This window comes from Rhodococcus sp. B50 (genome assembly GCF_013602415.1).
Classification (GTDB): Bacteria; Actinomycetota; Actinomycetes; order Mycobacteriales; family Mycobacteriaceae; genus Rhodococcus.
In genome coordinates this window covers 3,326,450-3,341,546 of sequence record NZ_WPAG02000002.1, presented here as the reverse complement: position 1 = coordinate 3,341,546, position 15,097 = coordinate 3,326,450, and the positions used below count along the sequence as shown (strand labels likewise).

Genomic DNA, 15,097 nt, shown 5'->3' with positions numbered 1-15,097 from the left:
AGTGCGTCCTTCCACAGCAGGCCGTTGGAGCCTGGCAGCACTCGTCGTCGTCCTCGCGTTGATCGTGGCGATCTGGCCGCGCGACCGCGACGACACTCCGCCCACCACCGGGTCGGGGCCGACCATGCCGTCGGCCGCGTCCGCCGACCGGCGTCCCCAGGACGACGCGCAGGCCCTCGCGCCTCTGCGTGAGGCGGCGGCGTTGACCCCGTGTCCGCAGCCGGACGCGTCCTCCTCTGCGGCCGGTCCACTCGCCGGACTGGTCTTCGAGTGCGTGGGCGACGGATCCTCCGTCGACCTCGCGGCCGCCCTGGCCGGCAGGCCCGCCGTGGTGAACCTGTGGGCGTGGTGGTGCGCACCCTGCGCCGAGGAGCTGCCGGTACTCGAGGAGTACGCCGCCCGGGCGGGGGAGACGGTCACCGTCGTCACCGTCCACACCGACCTCAACGAGTCGAACGCCCTCGGCAGGCTCGCCGACTACGGCGTGCGGCTGCCGGGTGTCCAGGACGGTTCGGGTCGTGTGCAGGCCGCGGTCGGCGCGCCCGCCGTCCTTCCCGTGACGGTGCTGCTCCGCGCCGACGGATCGGTCGCCGCGGTGCTCCCCATCCCGTTCCGGTCCGCCGACGAGGTCGCCTCGGTCGTCGAGGAACATCTGGGGGTGGCCGCGTGATCCCCGAATGGCTCCGGCGTGTCGCCTCGGCGTCCCCGACCGACCCGCACGGTCTCAACCCGATCCTGAACCGCCGCGCACCCCGCGACGCGCGGGTACGGCAGGCCTCGGTGCTGGTGTTGTTCGGCGGGTCGCCGGCGGCCGATCCGATCGCTCGCGGCGGGCTTCCCGCCGACGCCGACGTCCTGCTCACCCAGCGCGCCGCGACGTTGAGGCAGCACAGCGGACAGGTGGCCTTCCCCGGAGGTGCCGCCGACCCCGAGGACTACGGGGCCATCCACACCGCGCTGCGCGAGGCAGAAGAGGAGACGGGCCTGGACCCCTCCGGGATCCGGCCGCTCGCCGTACTGCCCGAACTGTTCATCCCGCCTTCCGGCTTCGATGTGACACCGGTGGTCGCCTACTGGGAGACCCCGAGCCCCGTCGGTGTGGTGGATCCGCAGGAGGCGACGCGCGTGGTCCGGGTGTCGTTGCACGAGTTGCTCGACCCCGACAACCGTTTCCAGGTCCGCCATCGGCTGGGGTATCAGGGTCCGGCCTTCCAGGTGGACGGGATGCTGGTCTGGGGTTTCACCGCGGGCGTGCTTGCGGGTCTGTTCGCGGTGTCGGGGTGGGAGATCGAGTGGGATCACCACGATGTCCGTGATCTGGACGTCGTGCTCACCGAACTGGAGACGGGGGTGGTCGAATCATGACCGGATCGGGCTGGATCGATCTGATCATCGTGGTGATCGTCCTGATCGCCGCGTCCTCCGGGCTCCGGCAGGGAGCAGTCGCTTCGGCACTGGCATTTCTGGGCGTGCTGCTCGGTGCCGTCGCGGGCATCCTCATCGCCCCGCACGTGCTCGTGCACATCGACGACGCGCGCATGCGCATCCTGGCAGGGATCGCTCTGATCGTGGTGCTGGTCGTGATCGGCGAGGTGGCCGGCATGGTGCTCGGCCGTGCCGCGCGCAGCGGCATCCACAGTCCGGGCGCGCGGGCGGTGGACAGTGTCGTCGGCGCCGGTCTCCAGTCGGTCGCGGTGCTCGTCGCCGCGTGGCTGCTCGCCATCCCCCTGACCGCCACGACCCAGCCTGCTGTCTCCGCGGCTGTTCGGGGATCCCAGGTGCTCGGGACGGTCGACGCTGCCGCTCCCGACTGGATGCGTGCCATCCCCAACGAGTTCTCGGCTCTGCTCGACACGTCGGGTCTGCCCGATGTGATCGGACCGTTCGGGCGCACCCCGATCGCCGAGGTGGAAGTACCCGACGGCGCTCTGCTCGAAGGATCGGTGCCGGCCCGGCTGCAGACGAGCGTGCTGCGCATCAACGGTGTCGCGCCCAGCTGTCAGAAGGCGCTCGAAGGGTCCGGCTTCGTCGTGGCACCCGAACGGGTGATGACGAATGCGCACGTCGTCGCAGGAACCGCGGCGGTGACCGTCGATACGGAGCGTGGCCCGCTCGACGCGACGGTCGTGCTGTTCGACCCGGAAGTGGACGTCGCGATCCTGGCGGTGCCGGGACTGACCGCGCAACCGCTCGCCTTCGCGTCGGAGGCCGCGGAGTCGGGTGACGATGCGATCGTGCTCGGCTACCCGGGTGGCGGGCCGTATACGGCGAGCGCGGCGCGAATCCGCGAGACACTCGATCTGCAGGGCCCGGACATCTACCGCGGCGGCACCGTCGAGCGCGAGGTGTACACGGTGCGTGGCACGATCCGTCAGGGCAATTCGGGTGGTCCGCTGGTCGACCCGTCCGGCAACGTCCTCGGGATGGTCTTCGGGGCGGCGGTCGACGACACCGACACCGGCTTCGTTCTCACCGGTGCAGAGGTGAGCCGCCAGCTGGCGATGGCCGGAGGGAATCAGCCGGTCGCGACCGGCGCCTGCATCGTCTGACCGCCCGCATCGTCCGGCCGCCGGCCTCGGGTGGGCAGGTCAGTCGAGTGTGCGGACGAAGTCGGCGAGCAACGCCGTCACCGCGTCGGGCTTCTCCTGATGGGCGTAGTGGCCGGCCCCGTCGACGAATTTCAGGATCCGGCCCGGGGCGTGTCGCACGCAGCGGCGGAGTGTCGCGGCGAGGACGTAGGGATCCAGTGCGCCGTGGAGTTGCAGGATCGGCAGCGTGAGCTCGACGTCCATGGCCTTCATGAACCGGCGCCCGTCGGGACGCCACTGGCTGCGGAACGCCCAGCGCTGGTATTCGAGGGTCAGATGGGCTGTGCCCGGGATGCGGATCGCGGTGCGCAGCCGGTCGACGACCTCGGCGAATTCGTCGGTGCGTCGCCAGTCGGGGCCGCAGCGCACCCGCATCAGCCGTTCGATCTCCAGGCCGTTGTCGCGGACCAATTTCCGCTCGGGGCGCCACGGCAGCTGGTAGGCGAGGAAGGTCGGCAGCAGGGCTGTGCGTTGCGCGCGGTCGCGTAGCGTCGCGTCGCGCAGTGAGATCGGGTGCGGTGAGTCGACCACTGCGATCGCCTTCACGAGCTTCGGGTGGAGCACCGCGGTCGCCCAGCACACGAGGCCCCCGTCGGCGTGGCCGACGAGGATCGCCTCGGTGTGCCCGAGCGCGCGGATCAGTCCCGCGATGTCGTTCGAAAGTGTCCACCCGTCGTACCCGCGCGGCGGCTTGTCGGTGTCGCCGTAACCGCGCAGGTCCACAGTGACGGCCCGGTAGCCGAGTTCGGCGAAGGCTGTGAGCTGGTGGCGCCACGACCACCACAGGTCGGCGAAGCCGTGCACGAACACCACGAGCGGTGTGTCCGGGTCGTGCGGGCCGGCTTCGACGGCATGGAATCGGATGCCGTTGGCGTGGATGTCTCTATGCGTCCACGGTCCGGGATACCGGACCGTGGACGGGTCGGGGACGGGCACTGACGGTCCGGTCGTCAGCGGGTGGCGTGACGCGGCGCGGCGTGGCGGGGTCCGGCCGGGTCGTGACCGTCCTGGTTGTTCGGGAGGATCGACGCGGCCTGCTTGAGCGAGTCGATGGTCTTGTTGGGCGCGCGTACCTTGCGCACCCGCATATAGCCGATCAAGGCCAGCAGGCCGGTCACCACCAGCATGATCAGGAAGACGATGAGGAAGGCGAGCCAGCGCGCCACCCAGATGTCGAGCAGTTCGGCGAGAAAGAAGAAGAAGAAGAACGAGCTGAAGGTCAGCACGGCGAGCGCGAGGATGAAGAACAGGCTGCCCTGCACGCCCTTCTTGACCTCACCGGTCACCTCGGCCTTGGCGAGCTGGACCTCGGCGCGGAACAGGGTGGACAGCTGCGTCGCCGCATCGCGCACCAATTCGCCCACACTGGCGTCGCGGGGTGTCGGAGCGTCCACCTTCGTCAACGGGATGCCCGAGATGCTCGACGGGACTCCGTTCTCCGGACGATTCGCGTTCGTCACGCTCACTACTCGACCCCTTCGGTTGGTTCGTTCCGTTGACGGTGGGCGCGCCCACGCCGTAACAGTAGCGCCGACCCGATGACGGAGGCGATCAATGACGTCACCAGTACGGCGGCCTTGGCGATCTCGGCGGGTTCGCCGCCGTGGATGTCGCCGAGCGAGAGTTCGGCGATGAGCAGGCTCACCGTGAATCCGATGCCGCCGATCACGGCGAGCGCGAACACGTCGCCCCACATCAGTCCGGTCGGGCGGGTCGCGAAACCGAACCGGATCGCGATCCAGGTGGCGCCGAAGATCCCGACGGTCTTCCCGACGAGCAGACCGAGGACGACGGACTGGCCGACAGGATCGGTGAACACCTCGCCGAGCATCTGCGCACCGATGGGCACACCCGAGGCGAACAGGGCGAACAGCGGAACGCACAGGCCGGCGGACCACGGCTGGATGCGATGGATCAGTCGCTCGGCGGGTGCGTAGTCCTCGCCGGGATCGTTGCGTACACGGGTGAGAAGGCCGAGGAGGACTCCGGCGACGGTCGCGTGGATACCGGCGCTGTGCATGGCATACCAGGTGAACAGTGCGAGCGGCACGTACAACCACGGGGTGGTGATGCGTCTCTGCTGCGCGAGCCAGTACACCGCCGCTGCGGCCACCGTGGCGAGCAGCCACGCGACGGCGAGCCCCGAGGTGAACAGAATCGCGATGAGCGCGATGCCGATGAGGTCGTCGACCACTGCCAGGCTCAACAGGAACACTCGGGCGCTGGTGGGGATGCGGGAACCGGTGAGAGCGAGCACGCCGAGCGCGAAGGCGATGTCGGTGGCGACCGGAATCGCCCAGCCCCGGTCCATTCCCGGTGCACCCCAGCCGACGAGGGCCGCGATGAGGGCGGGCAGGATCACGCCGCCTGCTGCGGCGATGACGGGGAGCATCGCCTTCTTGCGGTCGGCGAGTTCACCCGTGACGAGTTCGCGTTTGAGCTCGAGGCCCGCGACGAAGAAGAAGACGGCGAGCAGGCCGTCCTTGGCCCAGTCGCCCACCGAGAGGTGCAGGTGTAACGATTCCGGGCCGAAAGTGAAGTCCCGCAGTGCGGTGTAGGAGTCGCCGAACGGGGAGTTGATCCAGATCAGAGCTATCGCTGCGGCGATGAGCAGCAGCGAACCACCGACTGTCTCGGTGCGGAGGAAGCGACCCAGAGGTGCGGTCCAGGTGGGCGAAGAAGTGTCGGACACGAGCGTCTTTCGGTCGGGGGATACGGGCACGGCCGAGCCGTCGCCGACCAGACTTCCCGGCACACCTCCTCGGGAGTCTAACGGTGTACGAGTCGAGCAGACCAAGGGTGTCCGATTTGCGGGGGACGGAAACCGGGGTGTTCACTTTTCCTAGTAATTGGGATTCTCTCTCAACATTTGGTTACAAGTCCTGGAGTTGGTTCAGTGAGCACATCGTTCGGAGTGGAGGACGGCGGCTCCTCGGTCGTCGCGGGTGTCCCGCGCCGGCGCATCGTCGTCGCCAGCATGGTCGGCACGTCCATCGAGTTCTACGACTTCTACATCTATGCGACAGCCGCCGTCTCGGTCTTCCCGCACCTGTTCTTCCCGCAGGGCAACAGCACGACCGCGCTGCTCGCCTCCCTGGCGACCTTCGGTATCGCCTTCGTCGCCCGCCCGGTCGGATCCATCGTCTTCGGGCACTTCGGCGACCGCATCGGCCGCAAGGTCACCCTCGTCGGCTCGCTCCTGACGATGGGTATCGCGACCTTCCTCATCGGTCTGCTGCCGACTTACCATCAGGCCGGGCTCATTGCGCCGGCCCTGCTGGCCCTCATGCGCTTCTGCCAGGGATTGGGCCTCGGTGGGGAATGGTCCGGCGCGGCCCTGCTCGCGACCGAGACAGCCGAGCCCGGCAAGCGAGCCTGGGCGGCGATGTGGCCGCAGCTCGGCGCACCCATCGGCTTCATCGGAGCCAACGGCCTGTTCCTGATCATCACGCTGCTGCTCGGGCACGACAACGGCGACCCCGACCTGTCGAGCGCCTTCCTCGAATGGGGCTGGCGCATCCCGTTCCTGCTCAGCGCGGTCATGGTGATCATCGGCCTGTACGTGCGGCTCAAGCTCGAGGAGACTCCGGTCTTCGCCAAGGCCGTCGCCGAGGGCAAGAAGGTCAAGACGCCGCTCGCCGAGGTGTTCAAGACCAGCTGGCGTGAGCTGATCATCGGCACCTTCGTCATGCTCGCGACGTACACGCTCTTCTACATCATGACCACCTGGGTCCTGAGCTTCGGAACGGGCAAGACCCCCGAGGAGGGCGGCCACGGTGCCGGTTTCCAGTACGCGGACTTCCTCGTGCTGCAGCTGGTCGCGGTGCTGTTCTTCGCCGCGGCGGTGCCCGTCGCCGGGTGGCTCGCCGACCGCTACGGTCGCCGCTCGACCCTGCTGGTCGTCACAGGCGCGATCATGGTGTTCGGCCTGTGCTTCCAGTTCCTGCTGTCGAGCGATGGTATGAGCTCCGGCCGCATGCTGTTCTTCCTCATCGTCGGCATGCTGCTCATGGGCCTGACCTTCGGACCGCAGAGCGCGATCCTGCCCGAGCTGTTCCCGACGAACGTCCGCTACACGGGTTCCGGCATCTCGTACAACGTGTCGAGCATCCTCGGTGCCGCGGTGGCCCCGTTCATCGCGACCTGGCTGGCCACGAGCTACGGCGTCGGCTGGGTGGGCATCTACCTGCTGATCGCTGCGGCGACGACCTTCGTCGCGCTGCTCGTCGTCAAGGAGACTCGCGACCGGTCGCTCGACGAGGTGTAGTCGCGCAGACCGAGAACGGTCCCTTCCGGATCCGCCGATCCGGAAGGGACCGTTCTCGTCGTTCGGGACTACTTGCCGCGGATCGCGTCGAAGACGGCCGGGTCGACGAGCGTCGAGGTGTCGCCGAGCTCGCGGCCTTCGGCGACGTCGCGCAGCAGACGGCGCATGATCTTGCCCGAGCGGGTCTTCGGCAGCTCGGGTACCACGGTGATCTGGCGGGGCTTGGCGATCGGGGAGATCTCCACCGCCACGTGGTCGCGCAGCTGCTTGATCAGCTCGTCGCCGGTGTTCTCGACGTGCTCGCGCAGGATCACGAACGCGACGATGCCCTGACCGGTGGTCTCGTCGGCGGCGCCGACGACCGCGGCCTCGGCGACGGACGGGTGCGACACGAGTGCCGACTCGACCTCCGAGGTGGAGATGCGGTGACCGGAGACGTTCATGACGTCGTCGACACGGCCGAGCACCCACAGCGCCCCGTCGTCGTCGTAGCGGGCACCGTCGCCGGCGAAGTACCAGCCCTGGTCCTCATAGCGCGACCAGTAGGTCTCGCGGTAGCGCTGATCGTCGCCCCAGATGCCGCGCAGCATCGCCGGCCACGGCTGGTCGAGGACCAGATAGCCGTTACCGCCCGGGCCGAGAGGCTTGGCCTCGTCGTCGACGATCTTCGCGGAGATACCGGGCAGCGGAGCCATCGCCGAACCGGGCTTGGTGGCGGTGATGCCGGGCAGCGGCGAGATCATGATCGCGCCCGTCTCGGTCTGCCACCAGGTGTCGACGATCGGGGCGGAGTCTGCGCCGATGACCTCGCGGTACCAGCGCCACGCCTCCGGGTTGATCGGTTCACCGACGCTGCCGAGCAGACGGATCGACGACAGGTCGTGGGCGTCGGGGATTTCGCGACCCCACTTCATGAAGGTGCGGATCAGCGTCGGGGCGGTGTAGTAGATCGACACCCCGTACTTTTCGATGATCTCGAAGTGCCGGTGCTCGTTCGGCGAGTTGGGGGTGCCCTCGTAGACGACCTGCGTGACGCCGTTGCTCAGTGGTCCGTACACGATGTAGCTGTGGCCGGTCACCCAGCCGATGTCGGCGGTGCACCAGTAGACGTCGCGGCCCGGCTTGTGGTCGAAGACGTAGTGGTGGGTGTACGACGCCTGGGTCAGATATCCACCGGAGGTGTGGATGATGCCCTTGGGCTTACCGGTGGTGCCCGAGGTGTAGAGGATGAACAGGGGATGCTCGGAGTCGAACGGCTGCGCCTGGTGCTCCGGCGAGGCCTTCTCGACGGTCTCGTGCCACCAGAGGTCGCGACCCTCGGTCCACTCGACGTCGATGCCGGTGCGCGCGACGACGAGCACGTGCTCGATCGACTTCGCGTCGGCGACCGCTTCGTCGGCGGCGTTCTTGAGCGGCGCGGCCTGACCACGGCGCCACTGCCCGTCCACGGTGACCAGGAGCTTGGCCTGAGCGTCGTCGATCCGGGAACGCAGAGCATGGGAGGAGAACCCACCGAACACGACCGAATGGGTCAGACCGAGCCGCGCGCACGCGAGCATCGTGACGATGGCCTCGGGGATCATCGGCATGTAGATCGCGACGCGGTCGCCGGCGACCAGACCGAGGTCGGTGAAAGTGTTCGCGGCGCGAGAGACCTCGGCGAGCAGGTCGTTGTAGGTCAGCGACCGGCTGTCGCCGGGCTCGCCCTCGAAGTGGATCGCGACCCGATCGCCGTTACCGGCCTCGACGTGCCGGTCGACGCAGTTGTAGGCGACGTTCAGCGTGCCGCCGACGAACCATTTCGCGAACGGTGCGTCCGACCAGTCCAGCACCTCCGTCCAGGGTTGCGCCCAGTCGAGTCGTTTCGCCTGCTCGTCCCAGAAACCGAGCCGATCGGCGTCGGCCGCGGCCTGCAGTTCCGGACCGGCGTTGGCGGTGGCGGTGAACTCCGGGTTCGGCGGGTACGCCTTCGATTCGTGCTCCTGGGCTGCGCTCGTCATGATGCGGGGCCTCTTTCCGGGTGGTTCCATTCGGGCTCTTGTGAGCGTAATCATCTGTGACCGGCGCCGCACCGTTGCATCGATATGCAACCCTGTCACTTTCGCTCATCGGTTGATTTCGCGCGACGAACGGCATTCCGGCACGACCGGTGAACCTCTCGTCCGCTCGCCGCGTGAGCGCCGGTACCGTCGTCGACGTGACCGACCCTCTTCAGCCTCTCGTCGACCTTCCGGGTGTGCGCGACGCGGCCGACCGTGCCCGCGACGCGCTTGCGGAGGTGCACCGACATCGGACCAACCGGCGCGGATGGGCGAACACCGCCGCGGAGGCGTCGGTGCGGGCCGCACGCGCCTCGGCGTCGATCGACGGTGGGTCGACGGAACTTCCGCAACCGGGGGAGAACGGAGATCCGGTCCTGGCCGGAGCGCTCCGGGTGGCGCAGGTGCTCGACGGCGATGCGCTCGGCAACATGGTCGCGACCTGGCGGCGTGCTCCGCTGCAGGCGCTCGCCCGCCTCCACTTGCTCGCCGCCGCCGATCTGGTGGAGGACGCGGAGGAACTGGGGCGTCCGCGCGCGGAACCGGGTGTCGCCGAGCGTCTCGACGCGCTCGCGCAACTCGTCACCGGCGGGACGAACGCCCCGGCGCCGGTTCTCGCGGCGGTCGTGCACGGCGAACTGTCCGTCCTGAAGCCTTTCGGTGTCGCCGACGGTGTCGTGGCGCGGGCAGCCTCCCGGCTGGTGTGCGTCGCGTCCGGACTCGACACGCACAATCTCGGCGTGCCCGAGGTGCACTGGATGCGCCGCCTGCAGGCCTACCGCGACGGTGTCGCCGGATTCGGGGCGGGAACCGCGGAGGGTGTGGGCGGCTGGGTGCTGTTCTGCTGCGGGTCGCTCGAGGCCGGGGCCCGTGAGGCCACGTCGATCGCGGAGGCCTTCGCCGGTTGAGTGGGGGTATCCCTCACAGGAGCCGCCTGATCGAAAAGCGCCCTCGCACGCGAAAGCGGGTGGCATATCGATCGAGATCGATTCCGCCACCCGCTAGCACGGGCGGTCCGAGTTACCATGCGTGCTGAAATGGGTTGTGATTCAACGGCCTCGGCGATGATCCGGGTATCGTCGATTCGTCCTCGCAACGGGTGCGGGGTACTTGTCTTCGAAAATCCGGAACTCGCAGGCCCACAACACTTGTGCCCTTATAGTGGCATCGGCTTCGCGTGGGTACTCGGTGTCCGTGCTGGGAAGAACAGTCGGGAGATCGAATCTTCTCTTCCGATTCGGTCTTGGCCTTCCGCCCTTCCGTAACTCCTTTCTACCCCGTCCGGGAGATGTCGGCAAGCCCCCAACTTCATCGCTCTGTTTCCGTTCTTGCGACGAGTGGCCCTGAGTGTCAACGCATCCGGTGCTTGGCCAGGCGACGAGTGGCACCCAGTATCAGTGCGGTCGCGCCGAGGGTGGCGGCGAGCGTCGCCAGGGCGCGCGGCGAGGGGCGGGCGCGCCGTCCGAGCGGCACGGGACGGGCGAAAGTGAGAATGGGCCAACCGTTTTCGGTGGCCGCCCGACGCAACGGACGATCCGGGTTGACCGCGCGCGGATAACCGACCTCCAGCAACATCGGCAGGTCGGTGGCCGAATCGGAGTACGCGTAGCTGCGGGAGAGATCGTAGCCGTATCGATCGGCGAGCTCGCGGATCGCGACCGCCTTCGCTTCCCCGAAGCAGTAGAACTCGAGCTCGCCGGCGTACCGGCCGTCGGCGATCCGCATCCGGCTCCCCGTGCTGTGGGAGGCACCGAGTGTCCGCGCGATCGGCGTCACCACTTCCTGACCCGACGCCGACACGATGATCACGTCGTGACCACGGGCGCGGTGGTCGGCGATCAGATCCTTCGCCTCCGCGTAGACGAGCGGTGTCACGACGTCTTGCAGAGTCTTTTCGACGATCGATCCGACCTGCTCGACGTCCCAGCCCTTGCACATGTGTGCGATATGTTCGCGCATCCGGTCCACCCGGGCCTGATCCGCCGCCGAGAGCAGGTAGAGCAGCTGGGCGTAGGTGCTCTGCAGTACGGCACGGCGACTGAGAAGACCCTCCTCGAAGAACGGGCGGGTGAAGGCCAGCACGCTCGACTTGGCGATGACGGTCTTGTCGAGATCGAAGAACGCTGCGATGCGAGCCGCATCCGGTGAGCCCCCGGACGACGGGGCCGGTCGGGACGGATTCACGGACGTATCGGTCACGATCACCACAATAGGTGCGCACGGACTTCGGGGTGCCGGGTGCGCGGCGCGCCGGTGTTTGAAGTTGCAAGTAATCGCACCTAACGGTGTACTATCGCGAATGCCCGGGTCGATACCCGGGTTGTGTTCAGCCCGACCCCCCGGGGCTGAACGCAGACGGCCCTCGCCTCCTCCCCCCTGGCGAGGGCTGTCGCTTTGTCGGAGGGTGTTCGCGGCCGATCTTCGCACTCTCTCTACACCCCGGTTCCTGCGCATCGACGTATGAACGTCGCGGACACCCGGGTTGTCCACAGGCCCCCGATTCATCCACAGGTGGGGCTCCCGGCACCGTTTCCACGGCGTCCCCGGCTCCGCGACGCGGCAGCCTGTCGGGCATGAACGACATCCTCGGACTGATCGACGATCCAGCGCTGGTCGCCGACCTCCGTCGCGTGGTCGCGGCGGCCGACCGCACACTGCACGAGATGTCCGTGCCGGTACCCCGCAGAGCGTGGACCGACGCCGCAATCGTCGTGCTCGACGCTGCCGCGGCCGTGTCGTGCGCGGGTGGGTACCCTCGCCGACCCGGCGTGATCCTCGTGTGCGGCGGAACCGCCGACCTCACGGAATGGCAGGCCGCCGCGACAGTCGGCGCCGAACACGTCCTTGCCCTCCCGTCCGAGGAGGTGGAACTGCTCTCGATCGTCGCGGCCGCCGGCGAACCCTCCGCCGGGGCAGGCGTTGTCCTCGCGGTCGTCGGCGGATGCGGAGGAGCGGGTGCGTCGACCTTCGCCGCCGCGCTGGCCTGGGCCGCGGGGCACGACGAACGACGCGACACCCTGCTCGTCGACGCCGACCCGTTCGGCGCGGGGCTCGACGTCCTGACCGGACTCGAGGAGCACCCCGGGGTGCGGTGGTCCGGACTCACCGTCGACGGAGGCCGGATCTCGGCGCGTGCCCTGCGCGACGCCGTGCCCGTCTGGTCACCCGGTGTGGGAGTCCTGTCCACCGACCGTGAGAACAGCGACCGGCTCACCGCTGGGGCCGTCGGGTCGGTCGTCGAGGCCGTGCGGGGGGCGGGAACGACCGTCGTCTGCGATGTGGGACGCAGTTTCGACCCGGTCGCCGACGCGGTGATCGCACTGGCCGACCTCACGCTTCTCGTCGTACCGGCCCGCATCGGGGCGGTGCTTTCGGCTGCCCGGGTCGCCCGCACGCTCTCGGCCCGGGGTGAACCGGCCGGAGTCGTCGTCCGCGGACCTGCACCCGGTGGTCTGCGAGCCGTCGACGTGGCGGACGCGGTGGGCCTGGACGTACTCACGTCGATGCGTCCCGAGCCCGGCCTGACGGAGATGCTCGAACGCGGCGGCCTGCGGTTGCGGCCACGTTCGCCGCTGCTCGGTGCGGCGCACGACGTGCTGGCAGCCGTCGGAGCCGACCGCGTCGGTCCGAGGCGTGCGGCATGAGCGGGATCCTCGGGGACGAGCTCCTCGGCCGGGTCCGCGACCGGCTGGCCGACGAGACCGCAGAACTCACCCCCGCCCGCGTCGCCGCTGCCTTGCGCGCGGAATCCGGCGGAGTACTCGGGGACTCCGATCTGCTTGCAGCCCTGCGACATCTACAGACCGAACTGACCGGTGCGGGTCCGCTCGAGGATCTCCTGGCGGACCCGGCGACCACCGATGTGCTCGTCACCGCACCCGACCGCGTCTGGGTGGATCGCGGCAACGGGCTGCGTCTGACCGATGTCACCTTTCCCGACGAGGCGGCGGTCAGGCGGCTCGCACAGCGACTGGCGCTGTTCGCCGGACGCCGCCTCGACGACGCCCAGATGTGGGTCGACGGCAGACTGCCCGGACACGGCGAGTTCGGCGTTCGGCTGCACGCAGTGCTCTCGCCGGTCGCCCAGGGTGGGACGTGCCTGTCGTTGCGGGTCCTGCGACCCGCGACCCAGGGGCTCGACGCGCTGCGCGATCGCGGAGCGGTCTCCGAGGACGCCTATCGGCTGTTGCTCCGCATCGTGCGTGCCCGGTTGGCCTTCCTCGTCGTCGGGGGTACCGGGGCAGGGAAGACGACCATGCTCGCGGCGCTCCTCGGTGCGGTCGACCCCACGGAACGCATCGTCTGCGTCGAGGATGCCGCCGAGCTGGTTCCGTCACACCCGCACGTGGTGCGGCTCGTCGCGCGGGCACCGAACGTGGAGGGGGTCGGGGAGGTCACCGTCCGCGATCTCGTGCGGCAGGCCCTGCGGATGCGACCGGATCGTATCGTCATCGGCGAGGTGCGAGGAGCAGAGGTCGTCGATCTTCTGACCGCTTTGAACACGGGTCACGACGGCGGCGCCGGAACGGTGCACGCCAACTCGCCCGACGAGGTGCCTGCGCGACTCGAGGCCCTCGCGGCGCTCGGGGGCCTCGACCGGCCCGCACTGCACAGTCAACTCGTTGCCGCGGTGCAGGTGGTCCTGCACGTGCACCGCGGTACCGACGGAGCACGACGTCTCGTGGAGATCGGCGTGGTCGAACGCGACCCGGTCGCGGGTGTGATCGTTACGCCCGCATGGACACACGACCGGGGCAGCGAGCACGGCATGGACGCCCTCGAACGAATACTGCGTCGACGGGACGCGCCGTGAACGCGACGATCCTGTGCCTTGCGGCAGCGCTGTTCGTCCTGCCGTCGCCCTCGGCCCGTCGCCGGCTGCGGCGCGGTACACCCGATGCGGCGGCACGTCCGGTGCCGCGCGCTCTCGTCCTCGGGGCGGTGGTCGCCGTGGGGGCGACGGTCGTGATGTGGGCGGGGATCACGTCGGCGGTGGCTGCGGCGGCGGTCGTCGCGACCGTCCTATGGCGTCGCCGAGCCCGGAACCGCGCGGCCGAACTCGATCGCGATCGGCGAATACTGTTGTCCGGCTTGGATACCGTGATCGCCGACTTGCGGGTGGGAACGCATCCCGCCGACGCGTGCGAGGTGGCTGCCCGGGAGACGACCGGTCCCGTCGCCGGGGCGTTCCGGGTCGCTGCGGCACGAGCGCGGCTCGGCGGGTCGGCTGCGCACGGTTTGCGATCGGTCGCAGCATCGTCGGGGGGTGGCGGTGTCGCCGACAGCGTGGCTCGGGTGGCCGACGCGTGGTCGGTCTCCGACCGTCACGGTCTCGCTCTCGCCGAGTTGCTCGGGGCCGCGCGGGTCGATCTGGCCGCGCGCATGCGGATCCGCGCCCGCACGGAGGCCGGGCTCGCCGGCGCCCGGGCCACGGCGTCGGTCCTGGCGGGGCTGCCGGTGCTCGGGGTAGGCCTCGGACAACTCATGGGTGCGTCTCCGCTCGGCATCCTGCTCGGCGGTGGTCTCGGAGGCATCATGCTCGTCGTCGGCACGGTGCTGGTCTGTGCGGGTCTGCTGTGGACGGACCGGATCGCGGCACGGGTGGCGGCGTGAGCGCGACCTGGGCGGTGATGCTGGGAGCGACCGCACTCGTCGTCGCGCCCGTTCCTCGCGGTGCGGAACGTCTCTCCCTCGCGAAATCCGATGTCGTTCGGCGCACGACACCCGATCCGGTGATCGATCCGCACGCGGTTCCCGCCGCCTTCGATCTGTTCGCAGCGTGCCTGCGCGCGGGGATGCCGGCCGGCGGCGCGGCACGGGTCGTTGCGGAGTCTGCTCCACCGGACCTCGCGGCGGCATTGCGTCGAGGCGCCGACCGATCGGCACTCGGAGCCGATCCGGCCGAAGCGTGGGCCGGGGTGGGGGCCACCGACGCGCTGGAGGACTTCGCCCGCGCGGCACGACGATCCGCGAAATCCGGTGCGCCCTTCTCGGATACCGTCGCCGAACTCGCGGTCCGGCATCGCGCCGATACGGAGGACCGGGTGGCCGCCGAGATCGATCGTGCCGGGGTGCTCGTGAGCGGACCGCTCGGATTGTGTTTTCTGCCCGCCTTCGTATGTCTGGGCATCGTGCCGGTCGTCGTCGGCTTGGCGCGGGACGTCCTGGGTGCGGGGCTGATGTGAATGTCGGCGCGGACGGTC

Annotated in this window: 14 protein-coding genes; 9 read left to right on the top strand and 5 right to left on the bottom strand. The window is 69.2% G+C overall.

Annotation, left to right across the window (positions count from 1 at the left end; all coding sequences use genetic code 11):
* The first annotated feature begins 1 nt into the window (after position 1).
* From GON09_RS15785 to marP, 3 genes are read left to right on the top strand one after another with little or no spacing between them, the layout of a single operon-like run.
* Positions 2-670 carry a TlpA family protein disulfide reductase gene (locus GON09_RS15785; protein WP_213932607.1) on the top strand — a complete coding sequence of 223 codons (669 nt, stop codon included), beginning with the start codon at positions 2-4 and terminating at the stop codon, positions 668-670.
* Complete coding sequence (locus tag GON09_RS15780) at positions 667-1,365, top strand: NUDIX hydrolase (protein WP_213932606.1); 699 nt, start codon at positions 667-669, stop codon at positions 1,363-1,365. Before GON09_RS15785 ends, GON09_RS15780 begins: the two co-directional genes overlap by 4 nt.
* Positions 1,362-2,549: an acid resistance serine protease MarP gene (gene marP, locus GON09_RS15775; RefSeq protein ID WP_213932605.1), complete on the top strand. Its 1,188-nt coding sequence runs from the start codon at positions 1,362-1,364 to the stop codon at positions 2,547-2,549. The genes GON09_RS15780 and marP overlap by 4 nt, the downstream gene beginning before the upstream one ends.
* A 39-nt stretch (positions 2,550-2,588) precedes the next feature.
* Here marP and GON09_RS15770 read toward each other — a convergent pair whose 3' ends face one another.
* Genes GON09_RS15770 through nhaA form a run of 3 tightly spaced genes read right to left on the bottom strand, consistent with a single transcriptional unit; the run spans position 2,589 to position 5,280 of the window.
* Positions 2,589-3,524: an alpha/beta fold hydrolase gene (locus GON09_RS15770; protein ID WP_213932604.1), complete on the bottom strand. Its 936-nt coding sequence runs from the start codon at positions 3,522-3,524 to the stop codon at positions 2,589-2,591.
* A 14-nt stretch (positions 3,525-3,538) separates the two neighbouring features.
* Positions 3,539-4,054: a phage holin family protein gene (locus GON09_RS15765; protein WP_213932603.1), complete on the bottom strand. Its 516-nt coding sequence runs from the start codon at positions 4,052-4,054 to the stop codon at positions 3,539-3,541.
* A complete protein-coding gene (nhaA, locus tag GON09_RS15760) occupies positions 4,054-5,280 on the bottom strand; it encodes a Na+/H+ antiporter NhaA (protein ID WP_213934473.1) in 1,227 nt (408 codons plus the stop codon). Before nhaA ends, GON09_RS15765 begins: the two co-directional genes overlap by 1 nt.
* Before the next feature lie 204 nt (positions 5,281-5,484).
* Here nhaA and GON09_RS15755 point away from each other — a divergent pair, with 204 nt between their 5' ends.
* Complete coding sequence (locus GON09_RS15755; RefSeq protein WP_307854391.1) at positions 5,485-6,855, top strand: MFS transporter; 1,371 nt, start codon at positions 5,485-5,487, stop codon at positions 6,853-6,855.
* A 68-nt stretch (positions 6,856-6,923) separates the two neighbouring features.
* Here the strand turns inward: GON09_RS15755 and acs are convergent, their stop codons facing one another.
* Positions 6,924-8,855 carry an acetate--CoA ligase gene (gene acs, locus GON09_RS15750; protein WP_213932602.1) on the bottom strand — a complete coding sequence of 644 codons (1,932 nt, stop codon included), beginning with the start codon at positions 8,853-8,855 and terminating at the stop codon, positions 6,924-6,926.
* A 197-nt stretch (positions 8,856-9,052) separates the two neighbouring features.
* Between acs and GON09_RS15745 the strand changes: the two genes are divergently transcribed.
* Positions 9,053-9,802, top strand: a complete 750-nt coding sequence (locus tag GON09_RS15745) for an oxidoreductase (RefSeq protein ID WP_213932601.1) — start codon at positions 9,053-9,055, stop codon at positions 9,800-9,802.
* Between the two features lie 442 nt (positions 9,803-10,244).
* Here the strand turns inward: GON09_RS15745 and GON09_RS15740 are convergent, their stop codons facing one another.
* Positions 10,245-11,099 (bottom strand): HAD family hydrolase, encoded by an 855-nt coding sequence (locus GON09_RS15740; RefSeq protein WP_374195330.1) that lies wholly within the window; start codon positions 11,097-11,099, stop codon positions 10,245-10,247.
* Between the two features lie 368 nt (positions 11,100-11,467).
* On the opposite strand from GON09_RS15740, the gene ssd reads away from it, so the two are divergent.
* The 4 genes from ssd to GON09_RS15720 are packed head-to-tail and all read left to right on the top strand — an operon-like array spanning position 11,468 to position 15,079.
* Positions 11,468-12,538 (top strand): septum site-determining protein Ssd, encoded by a 1,071-nt coding sequence (ssd, locus tag GON09_RS15735; protein WP_213932600.1) that lies wholly within the window; start codon positions 11,468-11,470, stop codon positions 12,536-12,538.
* Positions 12,535-13,707, top strand: a complete 1,173-nt coding sequence (locus GON09_RS15730; protein ID WP_213932599.1) for a TadA family conjugal transfer-associated ATPase — start codon at positions 12,535-12,537, stop codon at positions 13,705-13,707. Before ssd ends, GON09_RS15730 begins: the two co-directional genes overlap by 4 nt.
* Positions 13,704-14,507: a type II secretion system F family protein gene (locus GON09_RS15725; RefSeq protein ID WP_213932598.1), complete on the top strand. Its 804-nt coding sequence runs from the start codon at positions 13,704-13,706 to the stop codon at positions 14,505-14,507. Before GON09_RS15730 ends, GON09_RS15725 begins: the two co-directional genes overlap by 4 nt.
* Positions 14,504-15,079: a type II secretion system F family protein gene (locus GON09_RS15720; protein ID WP_307854390.1), complete on the top strand. Its 576-nt coding sequence runs from the start codon at positions 14,504-14,506 to the stop codon at positions 15,077-15,079. The genes GON09_RS15725 and GON09_RS15720 overlap by 4 nt, the downstream gene beginning before the upstream one ends.
* Positions 15,080-15,097 lie beyond the last annotated feature (18 nt).

Excerpts from the sequence above, each read along its gene's own strand:
- ssd (WP_213932600.1), top strand. The coding sequence starts at position 11,468 with ATGAACGACATCCTCGGACTGATCGACGATCCAGCGCTGGTCGCCGAC.
- GON09_RS15730 (WP_213932599.1), top strand. The coding sequence starts at position 12,535 with ATGAGCGGGATCCTCGGGGACGAGCTCCTCGGCCGGGTCCGCGACCGG.
- marP (WP_213932605.1), top strand. The coding sequence starts at position 1,362 with ATGACCGGATCGGGCTGGATCGATCTGATCATCGTGGTGATCGTCCTG.
- acs (WP_213932602.1), bottom strand. The coding sequence starts at position 8,855 with ATGACGAGCGCAGCCCAGGAGCACGAATCGAAGGCGTACCCGCCGAAC.